Here is a 23,266-nt window from a genome sequence, read left to right as displayed (position 1 = left end):
CCGGGAGGACTGCATGAAAACCTTTAAACTGGCGACGGCGCTTGTGGCGTCGGTGGCGCTGCCTGCGGCAGCTTTTGCGACCGATCTGGAGGTCACGCACTGGTGGACCAGCGGCGGGGAGGCCGCTGCGGTTGCCGAGCTGGCCAACGCGTTCAACGCAGCGGGTGACAACTGGGTGGATGGCGCCATCGCGGGTGGCGGCAGCACCGCGCGCCCGATCATGATTTCGCGCATCACCGGCGGTGACCCGATGGGGGCGACCCAGTTCAACCACGGCCAGCAGGCGCTGGAACTGGTCGAGGCCGGGCTGATGCTGGATCTGACCGATGTGGCCGAGGCCGAAGGCTGGAAAGACAAGGTGTTCCCGCCGTCCTTGCTGGATGCCTGCACGGTCGATGGCCGGATCTATTGTGCGCCAGTGAACATTCACTCGCCCGAATGGCTGTGGCTGTCGAACAAGGCTTATGAGGACGCGGGCCTGCCGGTGCCGACCAACTGGACCGAATTCGTGGCCAGCGGCCCACAACTGGAAGCTGCGGGCAAGATCCCGCTGGCCTTGGGCAATCAGGCCTGGCAGTCCAACCTTGCCTTCAACGCGATCACCGTTGCGGTGGCCGGGCTTGATGTCTGGAAGCAGGTCAACGTTGACAAGAACATGGAGGTGGCTGCCGGCCCCGAGATGGCTGCGGTGTTTGCCGCCGTGGGTGATGCCCGCAAACTGGCCGCAAATTCCACCGTGCAGGACTGGAATCAGGCCACCAATCTGGTGATCGCCGATCAGGCGGGTGGTCAGATCATGGGCGACTGGGCGCAGGGCGAATTTCAGCTGGCGAACGAAGTGGCGGGCACCGATTACACCTGTCTGCCGGGTCTTGGCCTGAACGCTTACCTCTCGACCGGCGGCGATGCCTTCTACTTCCCCAAGAACAGCGATGCCGATGTCGAGGCCGCACAGAAGCGTCTGGCCGCGCTGCTGGTCAGCCCCGAAGTGCAGGTCGCCTTCAACCTGAAGAAGGGCTCGTTGCCCATTCGTGGCGATATTGATCTGCAGGCCGCCAATGACTGCATGAAAAAGGGCCTCGAAGTGCTGGCCAGTGGCAATCTGGTGCCATCGGGTGACATGGCATGGTCGCCGGATGTGGTGAAGCAGAACGAAGACCTGATGGTCGAGTTCTTCAAATCCGCCATGACTCCCGAGGCGGCCCAGGAACAGTGGGTGTCAAACCTCGAATCCGGTCTCTGATCCGGCAGGCTGACGGCGGGCCGCCCGGCAGCGGGCGGCCCGATCTGACAATGACAAGGGGGAGGGCAGGCCGATGGCCGAAGCACGGCGGGTGAACCGCATGTGGCGGAATCTGAACGCGAAAATCGCGGCGATTCCGATGGTACTGACAACTTTGGTGGTGTTTGTCGGGGGCACGGCATGGACGGTGCTGTATTCCTTTACCGACTCCAAACTGCTGCCGCGCGAGCGCTTTGTCGGCCTGGATCAATACGAGCGGCTGTGGTCGAATTCGCGCTGGCTGACCTCGATTGAAAATCTGATGATTTACGGGGTGTTGTCGCTGGTCTTTACCATTGTCATCGGCTTTCTGCTGGCGGTGGCGATGGATCAGAAGATCCGGTTTGAAGACACCTTCCGCACCATCATGCTGTACCCGTTCGCGCTGTCGTTCATTGTGACGGGGCTGGTCTGGCAGTGGATTCTGAACCCGGAATTCGGCATCCAGCACATTGTGCGCTCGCTGGGGTGGGAGAGTTTTACCTTCAACCCGCTGAACAACCCCGATCTGGTGCTTTACGGCCTGCTGATCGCCGGGCTGTGGCAGGGCACCGGATTTGTGATGTGCCTGATGCTGGCGGGTCTGCGCGGGATTGATGAGGATATATGGAAAGCCGCTCGCGTCGACGGCATTCCGACCTGGAAAACCTATCTTCAGATCATCCTGCCGATGATGCGCCCGGTGTTCATCACCACGCTGGTCATCGTCGCCGCCGGGATCATCAAGCTTTACGATCTGGTCGTTGCCCAAACCTCGGGCGGGCCCGGCACCTCGTCACAGGTGCCTGCCATGTATGTCTATGACTACATGTTTCAGGCGCAGAATCTGGGGCAGGGCTTTGCCGCCTCGACCATGATGCTGCTGACCGTGCTGATCGTGCTGATCCCATGGGCTTACCTTGAATTCGGAGGCAAGAAACATGGCTGACGCCACCCTGAATATTCCCGCCCGCACGATGGTTGAGGCGCGGGGGACCAAGCCCAAACGTGCGCTGTCGGGCCGCAACATCATGATCTACGGCACGCTTCTGGTGTTCAGCCTGTATTACCTGCTGCCGCTGTGGGTCATGGTGATGACCAGCCTCAAGGGCATGCCGGAAATCCGCATGGGCAATATCTTTGCCCCGCCGGTCGAGATCACCTTTGAGCCCTGGGTCAAGGCTTGGTCGCAAGCCTGCACCGGGCTGAACTGTGACGGGTTGTCGCGCGGGTTCTGGAATTCGGTCCAGATCCTGATCCCGTCGGTCATCCTGTCCATCGTGGTGGCGAGCGTGAACGGCTATGCGCTGACCTTCTGGAAGTTCAAGGGCTCGGACATTTTCTTCACCATCCTGATATTCGGGGCCTTCATCCCCTATCAGGTGATGCTGTACCCGATCGTGATCCTGCTGCGCGAAATGGGGCTTTATGGCTCGCTCTGGGGTCTGGTGCTGGTGCACACCATCTTTGGCATGCCGATCCTGACGCTGCTGTTCCGCAACTACTTTTCCACCATCCCCGAAGAGCTGTTCAAGGCCGCCCGCGTTGATGGTGCCGGGTTCTGGGCGATCTATGCGAAAATCCTGATGCCGATGAGCCTGCCGATATTCGTGGTGGCGATCATCCTGCAAGTCACTGGAATCTGGAACGATTTCCTGTTCGGCGTGGTCTATACCAAGCCTGATCTTTACCCGATGACGGTGCAGCTCAACAACATCGTCAACTCGGTGCAGGGGGTCAAGGAATACAACGTCAACATGGCCGCCACTCTGCTGACCGGGCTGGTGCCGCTGTTCATCTACTTTGTCTCCGGCAAACTCTTCGTGCGCGGCATCGCCGCCGGTGCTGTGAAAGGCTGATCCATGACATACCATAACGTGAGCCATTCCGGCGTGAAAAACTCGATTGAAGTCAAAGACCTGACGCTGAATTTCGGGGCCGTTTCGGTTCTGAAGAACATGAACCTTGACGTGGCGGAAGGTGAATTCGTGGTGCTTCTGGGGCCTTCGGGCTGTGGCAAATCCACGTTGCTGAACTGCCTTGCAGGGCTGTTGGAGATCACCGACGGGCAGATCTTCATCAAGGGCAAGAACGTGACCTGGGCCGAACCGAATGAGCGCGGCATCGGCATGGTGTTCCAGTCTTATGCGCTGTACCCGCAGATGACGGTGCGCGGAAACCTGTCCTTCGGGTTGAAAAACGCCAAGGTGCCGCGGGCCGAGATCGAGAAAAAGGTCGCCCGCGCTGCTGAAATCCTGCAGATTGGCCCACTGCTGGACCGCAAGCCTGCCGCTCTGTCGGGCGGGCAGCGCCAGCGGGTGGCGATTGGCCGCGCGCTGGTGCGCGATGTCGATGTGTTTCTGTTTGACGAGCCTTTGTCGAACCTTGACGCCAAGCTGCGCTCGGAACTGCGGGTCGAGATCAAGCGCCTGCATGCCCAGCTGAAAAACACCATGGTCTATGTGACGCATGACCAGATCGAGGCGCTGACCCTGGCCGACCGCATCGCCGTCATGCGCGGCGGCATCATCCAGCAACTCGCCGCCCCGCAAGAGATCTACAACCGCCCGGCCAATCTGTTCGTGGCCGGCTTCATCGGCAGCCCGTCGATGAATTTCCTGCACGGGGCCACGGTCGATGGCGGGCAGGCGTTCCGTCTGGGTGACCTCACCCTGTCGCTGGCGGGGTATGAGGGCGGCCTGATCGGCACGCGCGACAAGGTGATCCTGGGCCTGCGCCCTGAACATCTGCTGGTGCAAGAGACGGCCGAGCCGGGGGTCACGATCCCGGCCACGCTCGAACTCGATGAGCCGATGGGGGCTGACTCCCTCGTCTGGCTACAGGCGGCGGGCACGCAGATGTCGGTGCGGGTGCCGGTCGAACGGCGGATGGCGCCGGGCACGCCGGTGCATCTGAAAGTGGATATGGCCAAAGCCAGCCTGTTTGATGCGACCAGTGAAGTAAGGATCTGACACCACTCTCTGACAGCCGCTCTTGTGCCCGGCTGATCCGCTTTCCCCCATCCCCATCAGGTCCGCCGCAGCGCACGCGGCCCACCTGCATGCGGCAACTGATGACACCTGAAAGGATATGGAAATGTTCTCGTATCAACTCTACTCCTCACGCAACTTCCCGCCGATGTCGGCCACGTTCGAGATGCTGGCAAAGGCTGGCTATACGGCGGTTGAGGGGTACGGTGCGCTTTACGCCGATGATGCGGCGGTCGAGGCGACCAAAGCCGGGCTTGCCGCCACCGGCCTGACCATGCCGACCGGGCATTTCAGTCTGCACATGCTGGAGAATGAGGTGCCAAAGGTGCTGGAGATCGCCAGATCCCTGAAAATGCAGCGGATTTACTGCCCCTACCTGATGCCCGATGACCGGCCCACAGATGGCAAAGGCTGGCACGACTTTGGCGCGCGGCTGGAAAAGGCGGGCCACACCTTCCGCGCCGAAGGCTTTGGTTTTGGCTGGCATAACCATGATTTCGAATTCCGACCCACCGCCGATGGCGCGGTTCCGCAAGAAGAAATCTTTGACGGCGGCCCGCATCTGGAATGGGAAATGGATGTGGCCTGGGTCATCCGGGGCGGGGCTGATCCGCTGGCCTGGATCGAGCGCTACAAAGAGCGCATCACCTCGGCCCATGTCAAAGACATCGCACCTCAGGGCGAAAATGCCGATGAGGATGGCTGGGCCGATGTCGGCCATGGCACGGTTGACTGGCCCGGCATCATGGCTGCGCTGCGCGCGATCGGGGTCAAACATATCATCATGGAGCATGACAACCCGTCGGATCACAGCCGTTTTGCCACCCGGTCCATTGCTGCGGTCAAGGGGTTCTGAGCGATGACAACCTTGGGTCTTGGCATCATCGGATGCGGCAATATCTCGGCGGCCTATCTGCGGCTGGCGCCCTTGTTCAAGGGGCTGGAGGTCCGCGCCGTGGCCGATATGAACATGGACACGGCCCGCGCCCGCGCGGCCGAGTTCAACGTGGTGGCGCAATCGGTTGATGATCTGCTGGCCAATCCCGCGGTTGATGTGGTGATCAACCTCACCATCCCCGACGCGCATTACGCGGTCACCAAACGGATTTTGCAGGCGGGCAAACACGCCTATTCCGAAAAGCCGTTGGTGCTGACTTTGGCAGAGGGGGAGGATCTGCGCGCGCTCGCCGCCACCAAAGGGCTGGCGGTGGGCTGCGCCCCCGACACCTTTCTGGGCGGCGCGCATCAGCAGGCCCGCGCCTTGCTGGATGAAGGGAAAATCGGCACGATTACAGCCGGTTCTGCGGCGGTGTTGAACTACGGCATGGAGCACTGGCACCCGAACCCGGATTTCTTTTTCCTGCCGGGGGCGGGGCCGATGCTGGACCTTGGCCCCTATTACATCGCCAATCTGATCAACCTGCTGGGCCCGGTCAAACGGGTCGCCGCGCTGACCAGCTCGGCGCAAGAGGTGCGCACCATTGCCAACGGGCCGCGTCTTGGTGAAACCGTGCCGGTGAAGACGCCGACCAACATCCACGCGCTCTTGCACTTTCACAATGGTGCGACCATCAATCTGTCGACCAGCTGGGATGTTTTCCACCACAAACGCAACCATTTCGAACTTTACGGCACGGAAGGCACCTTGTACGTGCCCGACCCGAATTTCTTTGGCGGCACGGTCGAGATCGGCCACAAGGACGGCAGCCTCGAAACGGTCAGCCCGTGGGATCACCCTTTCGGCGTCGCCAATCAGGAGCATCCAAAGCACGGTGCGCTGGCCAATTACCGCACCGCTGGTCTGGCCGATATGGTGCAGGCGTTGCTGACGGGCCGCGATGCCCGCTGCTCGCTCGAACGCACCCTGCACGGGGTTGAGGTGATGACGGCCTGCCTGACCTCGGGCGAAAGCGGCGCGTTTGTGACACTCACCACCACCTGCACCCGCCCCGAGGCGCTGGGCATCGAGGAAGCGCGGGCCTTGTTGGTGTAATACCTTGCAACCGGGGGGCTTCGCGCCCCCCGGACCCCCCGCGGAGTATTTTTGCCAAGATGAATGGGGGAGGCAGAGATTAAAAGTCTCTTAAAGCTATACAGTCAAGATTTTGAAATCATTGAAAATAGCCTCTTGTAACACAGTGGAACACATGGCCCGGAATCCCATCCTGCGCGGCTTCAACCCTGACCCCAGCTTTTGCCGGGTGGGGGAAGATTATTACATCGCCACCTCCACGTTTGAATGGTATCCGGGGGTGCAGATCCATCACAGCCGCGACCTTGTGAACTGGCGGCTGGTGGCCCGCCCGCTGAACCGCGCCGCCCTGCTCGATATGCGCGGCAATCCCGACAGCGGCGGTGTCTGGGCCCCGTGTCTGAGCCATGAGGGTGGCCGGTTCTGGCTGGTCTATACCGATGTCAAACGGCTGGACGGCAATTTCAAGGACGCCCACAACTATATCACCACCTGCGAGACCATCGACGGCGACTGGTCCGACCCGTGGTACGTGAATGCCTCCGGCTTCGACCCGTCGCTGTTCCATGACGCGGACGGGCGGAAATGGTTCGTCAACATGCGCTGGAACCACCGCTGGGCCGGCACTGGCATGAACCCCGCCAACGACCGGTTCGACGGGATCGAGTTGCAGGAATGGTCACCCGAGCGGGGTCTGTTCGGGCCAAAGCACGACATCTATGCCGGCACCGATCTGGGCCTGACCGAAGCGCCGCATCTGTTCCGCCGCGAGGGCTGGTACTACCTGACCACCGCCGAGGGTGGCACCGGCTATGATCATGCGGTGACGATGGCGCGGTCGCGGAGGATTGAGGGGCCGTATGAGACGCATCCCGAAAAGCATGTGATCACCGCGCGTTTTGCCCCGGAAAACCCGGTGCAGCGGATGGGGCATGGGCAATATGTCGAGGGGCATGACGGGCGGCACTGGCACAGCTTTCTGTGCGGCCGCCCGGTGGCGGGGCCGCGCGGGCCGTTCTGTGCGACAGGCCGCGAGACCGGGCTGGCCGAGGTCGAATGGCGCGACGGCTGGTTGTGGCTCAAGGCGGGGGGGCAGGTGGCCCCGACCGACCTGCCGCTGGCGGCGGCGCAGGCCCCCCGCGTTGCCATCAGCCGCGATTTCACCGGCCCGGATCTGCCGCCCGAGTTTCAATGGCTGCGCACCCCGTACCCGGAGCGGCTGTTCACCCTGACCGGCTCCTGCCTGCGGCTGACCGGGCGGGAGAGTCTGGGGTCATGGGTTGAGCAATGCCTGATCGCGCGGCGGCAGGAGGAAAGCACCTATACCGCCAGTGCCGTTTTCCGCGCCGATCCGCCGACCTGGCAGCAGGCGGTCGGGCTGACCACATATTACAACCGCCACAAGTTCCACGCCGCGCTGATCACGCGTGAGGCGGGGGCGCGCTTGGTCAGTCTGGTGTCCTGTCTGGGTGACTGGCAGGGCGAGCGGCTGACGTTTCACGGGCTGGTCCCGTGTCCCGAGGGCGACGTGACCCTCGGGGTGCGGGTGGCGGGCGCGTCGCAGCGCTTTACCCTGAACGGGCAGCAGATCGGGCCGGAGCTGGATGGATCATTGATCTCGGATGAGGGCGGCAAGGGGGAGCACGCCAGCTTTACCGGCGCTTTCGTCGGGGTGGTGGCGCATGATCTGACCGGGCAGGGCTGGCAGGCCGATGTGCTGCGCTTTGACTATGACGACCGCGAATTGTGAGGCAGGGGATTATCAACGCCCGGATTTGATCACATCTTGATTGCTGCGCCGAACCCGTCATAAGGGACAAAACACGAGCGGAGGCCTGATGGACGCGGACAGCCGGAAGATACCGACCCACGAGATCACCTATGCGCGGCTGCGCGACATGATCCTGTTCGGGCATCTGGAGCCGGGGGCTGCGGTGACCATCCAAGGCCTGATCGCTGATCTGGGCGCGGGCATGACCCCGGTGCGGGAAGCGATCCGCCGTCTGACCGCCGAGGGCGCGCTGGAGCCGCAGGGCAACCGCCGGGTGGCGGTGCCCGGCATGACCGTGGCCGTGCTGGAGCAGGTGGCCTTTGCCCGGCTGACCATCGAGCCGAAGCTGGCCGAAATGGCGGCGGCGCATCTGACGCCCGCGCTGATTGCGCAGCTGCAGGCGCTGGACAACCCGGTGGATCTGGCGATCCGCGCGGGGGATATTCCGGGCTACCTGCAGGCGAACCATGCGTTTCATTTCTGCCTGTATGAGGCCTCGGGCGCGCCGGTGCTGGTCGATATGGCGCGGTCGATGTGGCTGCGCTTTGGTCCGTCGCTGCGGGTGGTCTGCGCGCGCTTTGGCTCTGATGCCTTGCCCGACCGCCATTCCGAAGCGCTGGCGGCAATGCGGGCGGGCGATGCGATCGGGTTGCGCGACGCGATTGAGCGCGACATCGCGCAAGGGGTAGAGCAGGTGGAGCTTGCGCTGGCCCAGGGCGGGATCTGAGCGGGAGCCCGGATGACCATCGGCCCTCGCGCGGGTCGCGTTGCGCAGTGAGTATTTGGGCCAAGATGAACCCCGCAGGGACGGTTCAAGAAATTTGATCAAATTTCTTGAACCGCGCCGCGTTTGACCCTATCCTGTGGTCAAGCCGGGGCCGTCTGCCCTGCCGCAACTGAAAGGGCATGGCCATGAACATGATCACCAATCACCTGCCGACCGCCGAGCTTCAGGCTCTGGATGCGGCGCATCACATGCATCCGTTCACCGATGCCAACGGGCTGGCCGCCAAGGGCGCGCGGATCATCACGCGCGGCAAAGGCGTCTGGCTGACGGACAGCAACGGCAACCGGATCATCGACGGCATGGCCGGGCTGTGGTGCGTGAACATCGGCTATGGCCGCAAGGAACTGGCCGAGGTGGCCGCGCGGCAGATGGAAGAGCTGGCCTATTACAACACGTTCTTCCAGACCACCCATGTCCCGGCCATCGCTCTGGCCGCCAAGATTGCCGAACTGGCGCCGGGCGATCTGAACCACGTGTTCTTTGCCGGGTCGGGGTCCGAGGCGAATGACACCAACATCCGGCTGGTCCGGCGCTATTGGGATGTGAAGGGCCAACCGGAGCGGCGGATCATCATCGGCCGCAAGAACGGCTACCATGGCTCGACCATGGGCGGCGGGTCGTTGGGCGGTATGGCCCCGATCCATTCCCACGGCGGCATGATTGACGGGATCGTGCACATCGACCAGCCCTACTGGTGGGGCGAGGGCGGCGACATGGACGAAGACGCCTTCGGGCTGGAGCGTGCGCAGCAGCTGGAAGCCAAGATCCTGGAACTAGGGGCCGACAAGGTTGCCGCCTTTATCGGCGAGCCGGTGCAGGGCGCGGGCGGCGTGATCATTCCGCCTGCGACCTATTGGCCGGAAATTCAGCGGATCTGCGACAAATACGGCATCCTGCTGATCGCGGATGAGGTCATCACCGGCTTTGGCCGCACCGGCAACTGGTTCGGGTCGCAGACTTTCGGCATCAAGCCGCATATCATGACCATCGCCAAGGGCCTGTCCTCGGGCTATCAGCCGATCGGCGGCTCGATCGTCTGTGACGAGGTGGCGGCGACCATTGCCGAGGGCGGCGAGTTCTTCCACGGCTACACCTACAGCGGCCATCCGGTCGCGGCGGCGGTGGCGCTCGAAAACCTGCGCATTCTGCAGGAAGAGCATGTGGTCGACCATGTGCGCGACGTGGCGCACCCCTACCTCAAGCAGCGCTGGGATGCGTTGGCCGGTCACCCGCTGGTGGGCGAGGCGAAACTGGTGGGCCTGATGGGGTCGATCGCACTGACGCCGGACAAGGCCAAACGCGCCAAATTCCCCGGCGAGCAGGGCACGGTGGGCTTCCGCTGCCGCGAGCGGTGCTTTGCCAACAACCTGATCATGCGCCATGTCGGCGACCGGATGATCATTTCTCCGCCGCTGGTCATCACCCCAGAGGAGATCGACATCCTGATCGACCGGGCGACGACCAGTCTGGATGAATGCTATGCGGGCCTGAAGGCTGACGGTCTCGTCTAGGCCTGACCCTGCCAGCCGCAGCACGCCCCCTGGCATTGCTGCTTGCCAAATACTCCCGCCGGAGGCTCCCCCGGCCTGCACAGCGCGCGTCCCTCACAGGCTGCGCGCTGTTCTCTTTCGCGTCAGCCGGTGCGCGGCGCTGCTTGAGGTTGGCGCGTGACTTGCCTACACATGATGCAAAGGACAAGAGGGCCGATCATGCGCATTCATTCCGATCTTGCCGATACCATCGGCAACACCCCGCTGCTCAAGCTGAAGCGCGCGTCCGAAATGACGGGCTGCACCATCCTTGGCAAATGCGAGTTTCTCAATCCCGGCCAGTCGGTCAAGGACCGGGCCGCGCTGTATATCATCTGCGATGCGGTGGCGCGCGGGGCGTTGAAGCCGGGCGGCACGATTGTCGAGGGCACGGCGGGGAATACCGGCATTGGCCTTGCGCTGGTCGGCGCGTCGATGGGGTTCAAGACGGTGATCGTCATTCCTGAAACGCAATCGCAGGAAAAGAAGGACATGTTGCGGCTGGCGGGGGCTGAACTGGTGCAGGTGCCGGCGGCCCCTTACAAGAACCCCAACAACTATGTCCGCTATTCCGGGCGTCTGGCCGAGGCTCTGGCGCGGACCGAACCCAATGGCGCGATCTGGGCCAATCAGTTTGACAATGTGGCCAACCGTCTGGCCCATATCGAAACCACCGGGCCCGAGATCTGGGACCAGACCGGCGGCAAGGTTGATGGCTTTATCTGCGCCGTCGGCTCGGGCGGCACGCTGGCGGGGGTCGGCATGGCCTTGCAGCCGAAAGGCGTCAAGATCGGGCTGGCCGACCCGGAGGGGGCGGCGTTGCACGCGTTCTACACCACCGGCAAGCTGGAAAGCCCCGGCACCTCGATCACCGAAGGCATCGGGCAGGGCCGGATCACCGCCAACCTCGAAGGCTTCACGCCAGATTTCAGCTATCGCATCCCGGATGCCGAGGCTTTGCCGCTGGTGTTCGAGATGCTGGAGGATGAGGGGATCTGTCTGGGCGGATCATCCGGCATCAACATCGCGGGCGCGATCCGCATGGCGCAGGAAATGGGGCCGGGGCATACCATCGTCACCATCCTGTGCGATTACGGCAACCGCTATCAGTCCAAGCTCTACAACCCGGCGTTCCTGAAGGAAAAGGGCTTGCCGGTTCCGGCCTGGCTCGACTCGGCGCCGAAAGCCTTGCCCAGCGTGTTCGAAGACGCATGACCCTGTTTCACGGTCGGACCCTGGCGCGGGCGGTTTTCGTCGCGCTCTTGCTGGGGGTAATGCCCGCTCTGGCCCTGGCCCAACAGGGGGGGCAACCGCCGGCGGCGCAGGCGGGCACGAACGGTCAGTCTGCCCAAGGCGCGTCTGAGCTGGACTATGCCGCCTGGGAGGCTGTGGCCGAGCAGGCGGAAGCCGCTTTGGGGGATGCAAATTCGACCGCTGCCGGGCTGGATGGGCTGCGCGCCCAGCTGGTGGGATGGCGTGAGACGCTGCTGCTGGCGCAAAGCACCAATTCCTCACGCATTGACACGCTGCGCCAGCAGATTGCGGCGCTTGGTCCTGCGCCCGAAGAGGGCCAGACCGAAGCGGACGAGATTGCCGCGCGGCGGGCTGCGCTGAACGATCAGCTGGCACGGTTGCAGGCACCGGGCATTGCGGCGGTAGAAGCGTACCGGCGGGCAGACGGGCTGATTGCCGAGATCGACCGCACCCTGCGCGAGCGGCAGGCCGATGCATTGTTGCAGCTTTACCCTTCACCGCTCAATCCGGGCAACTGGCCGGGGGCTGTGCGGGCGGTCAGCGATGTTGTGGCGGGCATGTGGGCCGAGACGCGGCAGCGCTGGTCAACGCCAGCCGCGCATGAAACGCTGGTGAACAACGTCCCGGCCATGCTGTTGTTTCTGGCCTTTGCGCTTGGCCTGATCTGGCGCGGCCGGCCGCTGGTCGAGCGGCTGGTGGCCGGTATCAACAAGCGCTGGTCGGCGCGGGGTGTCCGGGTTGCGACGCTGGTGCTGTCGCTGGGGCAGATCGTGGTGCCGACCATCGGCGTGATTGCCCTGTCGCATGCGCTGAGCCTGTCGGGCATGTTCGGGATTGTCGGCACGGTGTTGCTGGACACACTGCCCGTGGCGGGACTGTTGCTGTTCAACTCGATCTGGCTGGGCGTGCAGCTGTTTCCGCGCGATCACGACTTTCTGCCGTTCCGGCTGAGCAATGAACGCCGGGCCGAGGGCCGGTTTCTGACAGCGCTGTACGGGGCCGTGCTCGCGGTTGATGCGCTGCGGCTGGCCGTGATGGACACTCCGGCGCTGTCAGAGGCGGCGCGCGCCGTGCTGGCGTTTCCGACGATTGTTCTTGCCGCCTTTCTGCTGGTGCGGGTCGGGCGGCTGATGCAGCGGACGGTGGCTGCGGACAGTGGCGAGGATGACGAGGTGGGGTTTCGCAACCGCATCGTGTCTTTGCTGGGGCGCGGGGCCATTCTGATTGGCATCGTGGCACCGGTTCTGGCGGCCATCGGCTATGTTCCTGCCGCCGACGCGCTGGTGTTTCCGGCGGCCACGTCGCTGGGTCTGATGGGGCTGCTGTACATCCTGCAGATTGTCGTGACCGACATCTATGCCGTGATCACCCGCAACGAGGACGGTGCGCGCAACGCACTGGTGCCGGTGCTGGTCGGGTTCGCGCTGGTGCTGGCGGCGCTGCCAGTGTTTGCGTTGATCTGGGGCGCGCGGAGCGCCGATCTGACCGAGCTCTGGGCGCGGATGCGTGAAGGCTTTTCGGTGGGCGAGACGCGGATTTCGCCGGCCAACTTTCTGTTCTTTGCCGTGCTGTTCGGTGTGGGCATCACGGTCACCCGGCTGTTTCAGGGCGCGTTGCGCGGCACTGTTCTGCCGCGCACCAGTCTGGATCAGGGCGCGCGCAATGCGCTGGTGTCGGGCGTGGGCTATGTCGGGATCTTTCTGGCCGGGCTGATCGCGATCAACTCTGCCGGGATCGACCTGTCGGGGCTGGCCATCGTGGCCGGGGCACTGTCGGTCGGTATCGGTTTTGGCTTGCAGAACATCGTGTCGAACTTTGTCTCGGGGATCATCCTGCTGATCGAGCGCCCGGTGAGCGAGGGCGACTGGATCGAGGTGGGCGGCATTCAGGGCAAGGTCAAGGCGATTTCGGTGCGCTCGACCCGGATCGAGACCTTTGACAGGACCGATGTGATCGTGCCGAACACCGATCTGGTGGCGGGTCGGGTGACGAACTGGACCCGGTTCAACTTGTCGGGACGGTTGATTGTGCCGGTGGGGGTCGCCTATGGGTCAGATACCCGCAAGGTCACGCGGATCTTGCAGGAAATTGCCGAAGCGCAGCCGCTGGCGATTCTGAACCCGCCGCCGATGGTGGTGTTCATGGCGTTCGGCGCGGATTCGATGGATTTCGAGATCCGGGTGATCCTGCGCGATGTGAATTTCTCGCTGTCGGTCCGTAGCGAGATCAACCACCAGATCGCCCAGCGGTTCGCCGACGAGGGAATCGAGATTCCGTTCGCGCAATCGGATGTCACCGTGCGCAACGCCGCCGAAATAGCCGAGCTGTTGCGTCTGGTGCCCGGTGCCGTGGCTGCGGCGGCACCGCCCCCGGCTGCTGCGGCCGATGCGCCCGCGCGGGAAGCAAAGCCAGCCGGACCCCTGCCGCGCGATCACTTTCCGGGCGAGGGCATCAGTGATCCGGACACGGACCCGGGCAAGGGAGGGGACTAACCCATGACAGAGCTGGTGTTCCGCGATGACGCCTATCTTCAGCAAATCGACTCTGTGGTCACGGGCCACACCCCCGAGGGCGGCATTCTGATCGACCGTTCGGTGTTTTATCCGACCGGTGGCGGGCAACCCGGTGATAACGGCTGGGTCGAGTGGTCCGGTGGCCGGCTGACCATCGCCACCGCCGTCAAGGTCGAGGGCGGGCAGGTGGCGCTGGTGCCAGCCGAGCCGCTGGCGATGCCGCCGGTTGGCACCGCCCTGACCCAGCGGCTGGACTGGGGGCGCAGGCACCGGCACATGCGGATGCACACCGCGCTGCATCTGCTGTCGGTCGTGATCCCCTTGCCGGTGACCGGCGGGCAGATCGGGTCTGACCGGGGCCGTCTGGATTTTGACATGCCCGACCCTCCCGCTGATCTGGACCTGCTCGACCGGGCACTGAATGCCCTGATCGGTCGCGACCTGCCGGTTACCGATGAGTGGATCACGGATGAGGCGCTGATGGCCAATCCGGGACTGGTCAAGACCATGTCAGTGATGCCGCCGATGGGGCAGGGCAGGGTGCGGCTGGTGCGGATCGGGCAGGGGGCGGATCAGGTGGATCTGCAACCTTGCGGCGGAACCCATGTCGCCCGCACCGGCGAGGTCGGGCGGGTTGCGATCGCCAAGGTCGAAAAGAAGGGGCGCCAAAACCGGCGCGTCACCCTGACGCTCGGCAGCTGACCGCCCCGGGTCACAGCCGCAACAGGTCTGTATTACAGCCGGTCCTTATTACAGCCGGTTTGGCACCCGCTCCAGCGCGGTGCGGACATGGGGGAGCAGCGTGTCCAGCGCTTGCGTGCCGCAGCCCCGCGCTGCCGCCAGCCGGACGCTGCAAGTGTCGGCCAGCCGTTGCATCACAATCGCCGTCAGGCGGTTGGCTTCGGACAGGCGGCGGCGGGTGATGAAAGAAATCCCGCTGAAGTAATCGGGCAGCGCATCGAGACCGTATTCAAAATAGGTCACATTCATCTGGTCGTTATGGGGCGTGCGCGACATCAGCGCAAAACCGTCAAACTGCTGGATCAACTGCCCGTCATAGCTGCTGGAGCGGGCGTAGCGCTTTGTGCCGGTGCGGATGGCAACATCGTGGATGTCATACCCCTTCCACAGCTTTTCCCCGGCCTTGCTGTAGATCAGCGCCATGCCGCAATAGGCCAGCTCTGGCTGCCGAAAGGATCTGCGCCAATAGCGATAGATGCCATCTGGCAACAGGTAGTGATCAAAAGGGCGTTGTGTGTCGATCACCAGACGCCCGGCCGGGGCCGCCGGTTTCGGTGCCGGGGAGTCGGAAAGCCGGCGGAGCAGGATATTCGCATCCACGCCAAAATGACTGCAAATGCGGAACAGCACATCCGGCCGGGGAAAGGCCGTGCCGGTGAGGTAACGGTTGAACTGGGTGCGGTTTACCCCGATTGTGCGGCACAATTCGCTCACAGATGGCGCATCACTGCACAGCTCGCGCAGGTTATCGCCCAGAATCATCCGCAGATCCGCAGGATTCGGTGAAGAGGATTTTGTCATTGTCTTGTTCGGACCCGCATCTGTTCCTGCGCATTTTGCAAATGCGGTGGTACATCTGATGCTGATAAGCGTCAATATCCGGCGGTATTGATGCTGTTCAGCGTCAGGTCTGATACAGAACACCGGCTATTTGCCTCTGGCGTAGCGGCCTAAATTTTGTCATGGGGCGCGCGCTGGGGACGTCGCCCGGCAGAAGGAGACGGCCCGATGACAATGCATGGAGTGGTGATCTGGTATTCACGTCAGGAGTTTCGGGCCATTATCTGGTGCGAGGATTCAAAGGAGCTGGGTATCGCCAGCGGGCCGACGGCATGGCGCAACCCGATGGTCAGCGTGGCCATCGGTGACATGGTGGCTTTTCGCGCGGAAATGCGGGGCAGCGACCGTCTGTGCCGGGATATTCAGGTTGTCGAGGGCCAGGCCGCCCCGACACTCCCCGCCGCGATGCGGGCCAAAACAAAAACACCCCCGGTTTCCCGAATTCCCCTCTTGCATCTTTGTTCCAGTCGCGATTAAGAGGCCGCCACGGACAGTTGGCCGAGTGGTCGAAGGCGCACGCCTGGAAAGTGTGTAGGCGGGGAACCGTCTCGAGGGTTCGAATCCCTCACTGTCCGCCATTTACCCTTGATTTTACTGCGTTTTTCCTTTCATTCGGATACTGCCCGCCATCCAGCCCGCCATTGGGGAAACGCTCGGGGGTGTTTGGTCTTGCGCGCGCGTCATGCGTGTTAAATCACGCGGTGCGGCCCCTACCCTTGTGTGCCTGTGATCTGCCCAGCCCCGAAACGTGGCATTGCCCGGTTTTTCTGGGGTCACTGCGCGAGGAAGCTTCCTGCAATCCGAACGCGACCGGGCGTCCTTTCTTGGTATGACACAATTACTCGGCGCTGGGCTCGGACCTTGGGGTAATTTGAGGGTGCTTTGAAGGGAGAAATTGCCCCCTTTTCTCTCGTGCCGATCAAGGCGACCGCCTATCCTTGCGCAAATCAGTTGGGGGAACGTGCCATGAAGGCAGGCGCACTTGTATGTTTGCTACTCGTTCTTTCGGAGTCTGTTGAAGCACAGCCTGTGACCGGGAATGAGTTGTTTGAAGCCTGTGACACAGATGGCCTAGCGCAAGCGGGATACTGTATTGGCTACATCCTCGGAGCGGTGGAAGGGATGCGTTGGGGCATAGCGGCGCCTCTGCTCCATGCTGGCGGAGTTGATGTTGCTTCAGTGAACCAAACATCCAATTCAATCTTGCAGATCTGCGAGCCTGATGGTGTCATTGCAAAGCAATACACCGATATCGTCATTGGGTATCTGCGAACCAATCCGGCAATGCGCCATCGGCCAGCGCGCGGGCTAATACAGATTGCGCTAGGAGAAGCGTTTCCATGTCAGCAATAGTAGTATCGGTAGTCCTTCTAAGTCCTTGAAGCGCAGCGCTCATGGCCAGATGTAAATATGTCTGAACCTTGGGGAGTTCGCGCCAGTAACGCGGCCAAGAATGCCGCTGCCTCTGGGGAGCCAAAGCGCGCTTCTCTTGTAAATTCAAGCACTTAGGGGATTGGCGGAGAGGGTGGGATTCGAACCCACGGTGGGCGCAAACCCACAACGGTTTTCGAGACCGCCCCGATCGACCACTCCGGCACCTCTCCGCATTTGGTGTGGTCTTCGTGGCGCGGTTCCTATCCGCCCTTGCGGACGCTTGCAAGCCCCCATTCGTGCAATTTGTTTCGGCGGTTCTGTGCCAGTCACGCGGGCGTGCGTCGGGCTGGCTTGGCAAGCGGGTGTGAAACCACTAGCTGTCTGGGCAGACACCCTTTGCCTCACAGGTCTGCCATGTCCCTGCCTTTTGCTCTTTCCTCTTTCGGACTGTCTGCCGCCTTTGGGCTGGGGCTGGTGCTTGCGCCGGTCGCAACCGGTCCTGCACGGGCAGAGGTCCGGACAGAGCAGGCGCAGGCCGCGCCGGTGGCGGATGCGGCGCGGATCGCGGCACTGGCCGATACCATGAAGATGAGCGATATCATCGGCGTGATGCGCGAAGAGGGGCTGGAATACGGCCAGACCCTGTCGGAAGAGATGTTCCCCGGCAAAGGCGGCCCGCAATGGGAGGCATCTGTCGCGCTGATCTATGATGCCGAGACCATGCGCAAACGGTTTGATACGGCACTGGCGCAGGGTCTGGCCGGGGCCGGGCCGGACCTGGATGCGATCGAGGGGTTTTTCGGATCGCCGCAAGGCCAGAGCATCCTGCAGCTGGAGATCGAGGCGCGGCGCGCGCTTCTGGACAGCGATGTTGAGGATGCGGCAAAACTGGCCTGGGCAGAGCTGAGCGCCGAAGGCGGCGCACGGGTGGACCAGCTGACCCGTTTCGCCGAGGTCAATGACCTGATCGAATCCAATGTCATGGGGGCGATGAATGCCAATCTGGCGTTCTATCGCGGCCTGTCGGAAAGCGGCGCCTTTCCGGAAGAGATGACCGAAGACCAGATGCTGAGCGATGTCTGGGGGCAGGAACCGGATGTGCGGGCCGAAACCACCGACTGGCTGTTCCCGTTCCTGTCGCTGGCCTATCAGCCGCTGTCCGACGAAGATCTCGACACCTATATCGCGTTTTCCGAGACTGCGGCGGGGCAAAAGATGAATGCGGCCCTGTTTGCCGCCTATGATGAGGTGTTCACCCGGATTTCGTATGATCTGGGCCGCGCCGCCGCCAGCCAGATGCAGGGCGAAGATATATGAGACTGATCAGGGCGCGGCTTGCAGCCGCCGCCTGCCTGATGCTGCCTGCGGTGGCGCTTGGGCAAAGCCTTGGCGGCGATCCGGCCTGGGTGGCGCGCAAGTGCAGTCTGTATACTGAAGCCTGGACGGCACTTACTGCGGGGCAGGGGGCGGCGGGCATCGGGCCTGCGTTTCTGGAGCAGCACGAGGCGTTTCTGGCCTCGGGCTGCACCGCCCGGGCCGAGGTCTGCCCGGTCAGCCCGGAGGAGTTTGCTCTGGCTGACAAGCTGTCGCTGATGGCGGTGGCCGAGGGGATGGCGGGGTCGTTCCTGCCTTTTGCCTGCCGCTGATCCCCGCCGCCCCGCGCGCTCAGGCAGCGCTTGACTTCGTACCGGATTCTTCGGATAAGCCCGCATCCCGGCAAAGATGCGAATCTTGGCCGGGTTCTATATTTGCAATGACGCCCCGGATGGGGCGCGCTGTCCGAAGGCGGGGCTTGCCCCACAAAACTCCCACAGACGGGGGCCGCAGGACGCGGGTGATGAAAAGGAAAGACCCATGTTCGCGGTCCTCAAGACCGGTGGCAAGCAATACAAAGTGCAGGCGGGTGACGTTCTGCGCATTGAAAAGCTGGCCGCCAATGCTGGTGACAAGATCCAGTTCAACGACATCCTGATGGTCGGCGGCGAGTCCGTGACCGTTGGCGTGCCCTTTGTGGCCGGTGCTGCGGTTCAGGCCGAAGTGATCGCCCAGATCAAAGGCGAAAAGACCATTCACTTTGTGAAGCGTCGTCGTAAGCACTCGTCGCAGCGCACCAAAGGCCACCGTCAGCACCTGACGCTGGTTCGCGTGACCGACGTTCTGGCCTCCGGCGCGGAGTCGTCGGGCGTTGCAGCCGCCACCGGCACTGCCGATGCGCGCCGTACCGCCCATAACGCTGCGGCCGCGCCAGCTGCCGAAGCCCCCGCCAAGCCCAAGCGCGCCGCAAAAGCCGCTGAAGCTGTTGCTGAATAAGGAGTAATATCCATGGCACACAAGAAAGCAGGCGGCTCATCCCGCAACGGCCGCGACTCTGCCGGCCGTCGTCTGGGCGTGAAACTCTTTGGCGGTCAGCACGCCATTCCGGGCAACATCATCGTCCGTCAGCGCGGCACCACCTGGTTCCCGGGTGAGGGCGTGGGCATGGGCGTGGATCACACCCTGTTTGCGACCGTCGAGGGGAAAGTGTCCTTCAAGAAGGGCATGAAGGGCCGCACCTTTATTTCGGTTCTCCCGCTCGCGGAGGCAGCCGAGTAAGCCGAACCTTTACATTTGACATGTAAACGGGGGATCGGCCGAAAGGCCGGTCCCTTTCGCATTTTCCGGGGTATTTCCGGTATTTGCGGGCAAATGTTCACGCTTTTGCCATCAAGACTTGGCAAGGTGATTGCGGCAACCCACGTTCCGGTCAGGCGCGGGTGGCCATGTTGATGCTATTCTTGCGGGGTCAGTTCGACCCTTCATGCGCTTCAAAGGAGGGAAGCCATGACACTGGACGTTATCGCCGCTACGGCGGCGCAGGCTGTGATTGACGCGGGCAGGTTCATTCTGCGCCCGGTCCGCAAATCGGATGCCGGGCTGTTTGCCCTGTATGCCGGTGACCGCCGCGTGGCCGAGGCGACCCATTCCATCCCCCATCCGCTGCCCCCGGGCGCGGCCGAGGGGTTTGTGACCCGTGCCATCAAGCGCCCCCAGGATGAGGATATCTGGGTCATGGATGGCAGCCAGTCGTCGCTGCCCGAAGTGTTGGGCGTGATCAGTCTGAAACGTATGGACGTGGCAAAATACAACCGCGACCAGTCCGAAGTCGGCTATTGGGTCGCGCCTGCGTTCTGGAATCTTGGCATTGCCTCTGCCGCCGTTCAGGCGCTGGTCGATGCCAACCCGCAAGCCAACCGCACCATGTTTGCCGAGGTGTTTCAGGACAATCCCGGCTCTGCACGGGTGCTGACCAATGCGGGCTTTCAGTATCTGGGCGACGCGGAAACCTTCAGCGTGGCGCGCAATGCCCGGGTGCCGACCTGGACCTATATCCGCAAGCTGGGATGAGGGGATGGGGCAGGCGGCCGGTATCTGGCTTCAGACGGCGCGGCTGCGGCTGCGCCCTCTGACACTCGCTGATGAGGCGGGCGTGATCGCGGGGTTGAACGACCCCGAGATTGCCAGCTGGCTTGCCACCACGCCCTTTCCCTATCCCGCTGCGCATTTCCGGTCCTATGTCGCCACGGCGCCGGAGGGGGAAACGTTTGCGATCCATGACGCGCAGGGATTTGCCGGGCTGATCGGGGGCGGGGCAGAGCTTGGGTTCTGGGTCGCCCGCCACGCGCAGGGACGCGGATACGCGGGTGAAGCGGCGGTGGGTCTGTTGCATGCCGTGTACGACTTCTACCCCGGGCCAGTCAGTTCGGGCTACTTTGTGGGCAATGCGCCGTCAGCCCGGGTTCTGCAAAAGCTGGGGTTTTCGGAAACCGGGCGCAAGCCCCGGTTTTGTCGCGCCTTGGGGCTGGAAATGGATCACATTGATCTGGTGCTGTCGCGCGAAAGCTTCCTTGCCCTGCATCCGCCGCCCGCCCGACCGTCTGCCTGAGCCGGATTTCCCCTTGCTTTGCGCCCTGATACCGCACGTGCTTGAGGTGTGGCCCCCAATCCTGTATCGCACGTTCATCTGCGCCTGACGCATTCCACCGTTTTTTCCGAAAGCCTGATCTCATGAAATTCCTCGACCTCGCCAAAGTCTATATCCGCTCGGGCGGCGGTGGGGGCGGCTGCGTGTCGTTCCGGCGTGAGAAGTTCATCGAATTCGGCGGCCCCGATGGCGGTGACGGCGGCAATGGCGGCTCGGTCTGGGTGGAGGCTGTCGATGGCCTGAACACGCTGATCGACTTTCGCTATCAGCAGCATTTCTTTGCCAAATCCGGCCAGCCCGGCATGGGCGCGCAGCGCACCGGCAAGACCGGCGAAGACATCGTGCTGCGGGTGCCGGTCGGCACCGAAATTCTGGACGAGGATGAGGAAACCATCATCGCCGACCTGACCGAGGTGGGGCAAAAGGTGATCCTCGCCCAGGGCGGCAACGGCGGCTGGGGCAACCTGCGGTTCAAATCCTCGACCAACCGTTCGCCCGCCCGCGCCAATCCGGGGCAAGAAGGGGTAGAGCGGACCATCTGGCTGCGGCTGAAGCTGATCGCCGATGCCGGGCTGGTGGGGCTGCCGAATGCCGGCAAATCCACCTTCCTCGCCGCCGTGTCGAACGCCCGGCCCAAGATTGCCGACTATCCGTTTACCACGCTGATCCCCAACCTTGGCGTTGTCGGCGTCGATGGCGCTGAATTCGTGATGGCCGATATTCCCGGTCTGATCGAGGGCGCATCCGAAGGGCGCGGTCTGGGCATCCAGTTTCTGGCCCATGTCGAGCGCTGCAAGGTGCTGCTGCATCTGGTCGATGGCACATCGAGCACCATCACCAAGGATTACAAGACCATCGTGACCGAGCTGGAGGCCTATTCCGACGTGCTTGGCGACAAGGCCCGGATCGTGGCGCTGAACAAATGCGACGCGATGGACGCAAAGCAGATTTCCGACCGCAGGCGCGCGCTGGAAAAGGCCAGCGGCGGGCCGGTGCATGTGATTTCCGGCGTGGCGGGCAAGGGCTTGCAGGACGTTCTTCGTGCGATTTATGGCACCATTCAGGGTGAGGCTCCGGAAGAGGAGGCTGGCCCGTGGCAGCCCTGAGCACGCGTCTCGCCCCCGATATCCGCAACGCAAAACGGCTGGTCGTCAAGATCGGCTCTGCCCTGCTGGTGGACCGCGCGACCGGCCTGAAACAGGGTTGGCTGTCGGCGCTTGCCATGGATGTGGCCGAGGCCAAGGTGCGCGGCACTGATGTGGTGCTGGTGTCCTCCGGCTCTATCGCGCTTGGCCGCAAGGTGCTGGGTCTGGGTGACGGCGTGCTGACGCTGGAGCAGTCTCAGGCGGCGGCAGCAGTCGGGCAGATCCGGCTGGCCCGCGCCTATGAAGAGGTGCTGGCGCCGCATGGCATCACCACCGCGCAGATTCTGGTCACGTTGGAAGACACCACAGACCGCCGCCGCTATCTGAACAGCCGCGCCACGATGGAAACCCTGCTGGGCCTGGGCGTGGTGCCGATCGTGAACGAGAATGACACGGTGGCGACGGATGAAATCCGCTTTGGCGACAATGACCGGCTGGCCGCACAGATCGCGGTGACGGTGGGGGCGGATCAGCTGCTGTTGCTGTCGGATGTCGACGGCTTTTACTCCGCCAATCCGAAAGAAGACCCGACCGCAGAGCGCTTTGATCTGGTGGAGCACATCACCCCCGAGATCGAGGCGATGGCGGGTGATCCGATTTCGGGGATGTCCAAGGGCGGGATGAAGACCAAACTGCTGGCCGCCAAGACCGCGATTGCGGGCGGCTGCGCCATGGCGATCATGGAAGGGTCGGTTCTGCGGCCCTTGACGGCCTTGGCCAACGGTGCGCAGCGCACCTGGTTCGTGGCGCAGGCCGATCCGCAACTGGCGCGCAAACGCTGGATCAACGCGATGAAACCGCGCGGCGAGCTGGTGCTGGATGCGGGCGCGGTTGCCGCGCTGCGTGCCGGAAAATCGCTGCTGCCCGCTGGCGTCACGCGGGTCACCGGGACTTTTGGCCGGGGCGAGCCGGTGTCGATCCTGTCGCCCGAAGGCGTGGTGCTGGGCAAGGGGCTGGTGCGCTATACGGCGGTGGAGGCCAAGGCGATTGCCGGGCACCGCTCGGGCGATATTGCGGGGATTTTGGGCTATCAGGGCCGCGCGGCGCTGGTGCACAGGGATGATATGGTGGTCTGAATGCCTGGCCGCCGGGGGCGCTGCCCCCGGACCCCCGGAGTACTTGGACCAA

General features: G+C 63.2%; 23 protein-coding genes and 2 tRNA genes. 23 read left to right on the top strand and 2 right to left on the bottom strand.

What is annotated here, in order from left to right:
* Window positions 1-13 precede the first annotated feature (13 nt).
* The 12 genes from J2X53_RS18630 to J2X53_RS18575 all read left to right on the top strand — a co-directional run bounded on the left by J2X53_RS18630 (window position 14) and on the right by J2X53_RS18575 (window position 14,779).
* Complete coding sequence (locus tag J2X53_RS18630; protein ID WP_349039005.1) at window positions 14-1,243, top strand: ABC transporter substrate-binding protein; 1,230 nt, start codon at window positions 14-16, stop codon at window positions 1,241-1,243.
* 73 nt (window positions 1,244-1,316) lie between these two features.
* On the top strand, window positions 1,317-2,210 hold the full coding sequence (locus J2X53_RS18625) for a sugar ABC transporter permease (RefSeq protein ID WP_349039004.1): 894 nt from the start codon (window positions 1,317-1,319) through the stop codon (window positions 2,208-2,210).
* Window positions 2,203-3,120, top strand: a complete 918-nt coding sequence (locus tag J2X53_RS18620; RefSeq protein ID WP_349039003.1) for a carbohydrate ABC transporter permease — start codon at window positions 2,203-2,205, stop codon at window positions 3,118-3,120. Before J2X53_RS18625 ends, J2X53_RS18620 begins: the two co-directional genes overlap by 8 nt.
* A gap of 3 nt (window positions 3,121-3,123) precedes the next feature.
* Window positions 3,124-4,233, top strand: coding sequence for an ABC transporter ATP-binding protein (locus J2X53_RS18615; protein ID WP_349039002.1), 1,110 nt, complete (start codon window positions 3,124-3,126; stop codon window positions 4,231-4,233).
* Window positions 4,234-4,357: 124 nt separating this feature from the next.
* On the top strand, window positions 4,358-5,107 hold the full coding sequence (locus J2X53_RS18610) for a sugar phosphate isomerase/epimerase (RefSeq protein ID WP_349039001.1): 750 nt from the start codon (window positions 4,358-4,360) through the stop codon (window positions 5,105-5,107).
* Between the two features lie 3 nt (window positions 5,108-5,110).
* Window positions 5,111-6,244, top strand: coding sequence for a Gfo/Idh/MocA family oxidoreductase (locus J2X53_RS18605; protein ID WP_349039000.1), 1,134 nt, complete (start codon window positions 5,111-5,113; stop codon window positions 6,242-6,244).
* Window positions 6,245-6,398: 154 nt separating this feature from the next.
* Window positions 6,399-7,973, top strand: a complete 1,575-nt coding sequence (locus J2X53_RS18600) for a glycoside hydrolase family 43 protein (RefSeq protein WP_349038999.1) — start codon at window positions 6,399-6,401, stop codon at window positions 7,971-7,973.
* Between the two features lie 88 nt (window positions 7,974-8,061).
* Complete coding sequence (locus tag J2X53_RS18595) at window positions 8,062-8,721, top strand: GntR family transcriptional regulator (RefSeq protein WP_349038998.1); 660 nt, start codon at window positions 8,062-8,064, stop codon at window positions 8,719-8,721.
* Window positions 8,722-8,906: 185 nt separating this feature from the next.
* Window positions 8,907-10,292, top strand: a complete 1,386-nt coding sequence (locus tag J2X53_RS18590; RefSeq protein ID WP_349038997.1) for an aspartate aminotransferase family protein — start codon at window positions 8,907-8,909, stop codon at window positions 10,290-10,292.
* A gap of 198 nt (window positions 10,293-10,490) precedes the next feature.
* Window positions 10,491-11,525 (top strand): cysteine synthase A, encoded by a 1,035-nt coding sequence (locus J2X53_RS18585; protein ID WP_349038996.1) that lies wholly within the window; start codon window positions 10,491-10,493, stop codon window positions 11,523-11,525.
* Window positions 11,522-14,056, top strand: a complete 2,535-nt coding sequence (locus tag J2X53_RS18580) for a DUF3772 domain-containing protein (RefSeq protein ID WP_349038995.1) — start codon at window positions 11,522-11,524, stop codon at window positions 14,054-14,056. Before J2X53_RS18585 ends, J2X53_RS18580 begins: the two co-directional genes overlap by 4 nt.
* Before the next feature lie 3 nt (window positions 14,057-14,059).
* Window positions 14,060-14,779, top strand: coding sequence for an alanyl-tRNA editing protein (locus J2X53_RS18575; protein ID WP_349038994.1), 720 nt, complete (start codon window positions 14,060-14,062; stop codon window positions 14,777-14,779).
* 48 nt (window positions 14,780-14,827) lie between these two features.
* On the opposite strand, the gene J2X53_RS18570 is transcribed toward J2X53_RS18575, so the two are convergent.
* A complete protein-coding gene (locus tag J2X53_RS18570) occupies window positions 14,828-15,580 on the bottom strand; it encodes a helix-turn-helix transcriptional regulator (RefSeq protein ID WP_349038993.1) in 753 nt (250 codons plus the stop codon).
* A gap of 246 nt (window positions 15,581-15,826) precedes the next feature.
* Between J2X53_RS18570 and J2X53_RS18565 the strand changes: the two genes are divergently transcribed.
* From J2X53_RS18565 to J2X53_RS18555, 3 genes are all read left to right on the top strand, one after another.
* On the top strand, window positions 15,827-16,135 hold the full coding sequence (locus tag J2X53_RS18565; protein ID WP_349038992.1) for a hypothetical protein: 309 nt from the start codon (window positions 15,827-15,829) through the stop codon (window positions 16,133-16,135).
* Between the two features lie 11 nt (window positions 16,136-16,146).
* Window positions 16,147-16,236: transfer RNA gene (locus J2X53_RS18560), tRNA-Ser, on the top strand.
* A 388-nt stretch (window positions 16,237-16,624) separates the two neighbouring features.
* Window positions 16,625-17,011 carry a Rap1a/Tai family immunity protein gene (locus J2X53_RS18555; protein ID WP_349038991.1) on the top strand — a complete coding sequence of 129 codons (387 nt, stop codon included), beginning with the start codon at window positions 16,625-16,627 and terminating at the stop codon, window positions 17,009-17,011.
* A 161-nt stretch (window positions 17,012-17,172) separates the two neighbouring features.
* Here the strand turns inward: J2X53_RS18555 and J2X53_RS18550 are convergent.
* Window positions 17,173-17,262 (bottom strand) — tRNA-Ser (locus J2X53_RS18550).
* A 184-nt stretch (window positions 17,263-17,446) separates the two neighbouring features.
* On the opposite strand from J2X53_RS18550, the gene J2X53_RS18545 reads away from it, so the two are divergent.
* The 8 genes from J2X53_RS18545 (at window position 17,447) to proB (ending at window position 23,214) form a co-directional block, all read left to right on the top strand.
* Entirely contained in the window at window positions 17,447-18,349 is a 903-nt protein-coding gene (locus J2X53_RS18545; protein ID WP_349038990.1) for a hypothetical protein, read from the top strand.
* Window positions 18,346-18,678: a hypothetical protein gene (locus J2X53_RS18540; protein WP_349038989.1), complete on the top strand. Its 333-nt coding sequence runs from the start codon at window positions 18,346-18,348 to the stop codon at window positions 18,676-18,678. Before J2X53_RS18545 ends, J2X53_RS18540 begins: the two co-directional genes overlap by 4 nt.
* 208 nt (window positions 18,679-18,886) lie before the next feature.
* On the top strand, window positions 18,887-19,342 hold the full coding sequence (gene rplU, locus J2X53_RS18535) for a 50S ribosomal protein L21 (protein ID WP_118149965.1): 456 nt from the start codon (window positions 18,887-18,889) through the stop codon (window positions 19,340-19,342).
* A gap of 12 nt (window positions 19,343-19,354) precedes the next feature.
* A complete protein-coding gene (gene rpmA, locus J2X53_RS18530) occupies window positions 19,355-19,624 on the top strand; it encodes a 50S ribosomal protein L27 (RefSeq protein ID WP_118149966.1) in 270 nt (89 codons plus the stop codon).
* Between the two features lie 228 nt (window positions 19,625-19,852).
* Complete coding sequence (locus J2X53_RS18525) at window positions 19,853-20,416, top strand: GNAT family N-acetyltransferase (protein WP_349038988.1); 564 nt, start codon at window positions 19,853-19,855, stop codon at window positions 20,414-20,416.
* A gap of 4 nt (window positions 20,417-20,420) precedes the next feature.
* Entirely contained in the window at window positions 20,421-20,954 is a 534-nt protein-coding gene (locus tag J2X53_RS18520; protein ID WP_349038987.1) for a GNAT family N-acetyltransferase, read from the top strand.
* Window positions 20,955-21,076: 122 nt separating this feature from the next.
* The gene (gene obgE / locus J2X53_RS18515; protein ID WP_349038986.1) at window positions 21,077-22,099 is read left to right on the top strand and encodes a GTPase ObgE; all 1,023 of its coding nucleotides are present in this window, start codon (window positions 21,077-21,079) and stop codon (window positions 22,097-22,099) included.
* Window positions 22,087-23,214, top strand: coding sequence for a glutamate 5-kinase (gene proB / locus J2X53_RS18510; protein WP_349038985.1), 1,128 nt, complete (start codon window positions 22,087-22,089; stop codon window positions 23,212-23,214). Before obgE ends, proB begins: the two co-directional genes overlap by 13 nt.
* The last annotated feature ends 52 nt before the right edge of the window (window positions 23,215-23,266 follow it).

The organism is Pseudotabrizicola sp. 4114, from assembly GCF_031457365.1.
GTDB lineage: Bacteria > Pseudomonadota > Alphaproteobacteria > Rhodobacterales > Rhodobacteraceae > Pseudotabrizicola.
This window is presented reverse-complemented; position numbering and strand designations above follow the sequence as displayed.

Excerpts from the sequence above, each read along its gene's own strand:
- J2X53_RS18580 (WP_349038995.1), top strand. The coding sequence starts at position 11,522 with ATGACCCTGTTTCACGGTCGGACCCTGGCGCGGGCGGTTTTCGTCGCG.
- J2X53_RS18605 (WP_349039000.1), top strand. The coding sequence starts at position 5,111 with ATGACAACCTTGGGTCTTGGCATCATCGGATGCGGCAATATCTCGGCG.
- J2X53_RS18570 (WP_349038993.1), bottom strand. The coding sequence starts at position 15,580 with ATGATTCTGGGCGATAACCTGCGCGAGCTGTGCAGTGATGCGCCATCT.
- rpmA (WP_118149966.1), top strand. The coding sequence starts at position 19,355 with ATGGCACACAAGAAAGCAGGCGGCTCATCCCGCAACGGCCGCGACTCT.
- J2X53_RS18545 (WP_349038990.1), top strand. The coding sequence starts at position 17,447 with ATGTCCCTGCCTTTTGCTCTTTCCTCTTTCGGACTGTCTGCCGCCTTT.
- J2X53_RS18565 (WP_349038992.1), top strand. The coding sequence starts at position 15,827 with ATGACAATGCATGGAGTGGTGATCTGGTATTCACGTCAGGAGTTTCGG.
- J2X53_RS18525 (WP_349038988.1), top strand. The coding sequence starts at position 19,853 with ATGACACTGGACGTTATCGCCGCTACGGCGGCGCAGGCTGTGATTGAC.
- obgE (WP_349038986.1), top strand. The coding sequence starts at position 21,077 with ATGAAATTCCTCGACCTCGCCAAAGTCTATATCCGCTCGGGCGGCGGT.
- J2X53_RS18615 (WP_349039002.1), top strand. The coding sequence starts at position 3,124 with ATGACATACCATAACGTGAGCCATTCCGGCGTGAAAAACTCGATTGAA.
- J2X53_RS18590 (WP_349038997.1), top strand. The coding sequence starts at position 8,907 with ATGAACATGATCACCAATCACCTGCCGACCGCCGAGCTTCAGGCTCTG.
- J2X53_RS18600 (WP_349038999.1), top strand. The coding sequence starts at position 6,399 with ATGGCCCGGAATCCCATCCTGCGCGGCTTCAACCCTGACCCCAGCTTT.
- J2X53_RS18620 (WP_349039003.1), top strand. The coding sequence starts at position 2,203 with ATGGCTGACGCCACCCTGAATATTCCCGCCCGCACGATGGTTGAGGCG.
- J2X53_RS18630 (WP_349039005.1), top strand. The coding sequence starts at position 14 with ATGAAAACCTTTAAACTGGCGACGGCGCTTGTGGCGTCGGTGGCGCTG.
- rplU (WP_118149965.1), top strand. The coding sequence starts at position 18,887 with ATGTTCGCGGTCCTCAAGACCGGTGGCAAGCAATACAAAGTGCAGGCG.
- J2X53_RS18540 (WP_349038989.1), top strand. The coding sequence starts at position 18,346 with ATGAGACTGATCAGGGCGCGGCTTGCAGCCGCCGCCTGCCTGATGCTG.
- J2X53_RS18585 (WP_349038996.1), top strand. The coding sequence starts at position 10,491 with ATGCGCATTCATTCCGATCTTGCCGATACCATCGGCAACACCCCGCTG.
- J2X53_RS18595 (WP_349038998.1), top strand. The coding sequence starts at position 8,062 with ATGGACGCGGACAGCCGGAAGATACCGACCCACGAGATCACCTATGCG.
- J2X53_RS18625 (WP_349039004.1), top strand. The coding sequence starts at position 1,317 with ATGGCCGAAGCACGGCGGGTGAACCGCATGTGGCGGAATCTGAACGCG.
- J2X53_RS18610 (WP_349039001.1), top strand. The coding sequence starts at position 4,358 with ATGTTCTCGTATCAACTCTACTCCTCACGCAACTTCCCGCCGATGTCG.
- J2X53_RS18555 (WP_349038991.1), top strand. The coding sequence starts at position 16,625 with ATGAAGGCAGGCGCACTTGTATGTTTGCTACTCGTTCTTTCGGAGTCT.
- J2X53_RS18520 (WP_349038987.1), top strand. The coding sequence starts at position 20,421 with ATGGGGCAGGCGGCCGGTATCTGGCTTCAGACGGCGCGGCTGCGGCTG.
- J2X53_RS18575 (WP_349038994.1), top strand. The coding sequence starts at position 14,060 with ATGACAGAGCTGGTGTTCCGCGATGACGCCTATCTTCAGCAAATCGAC.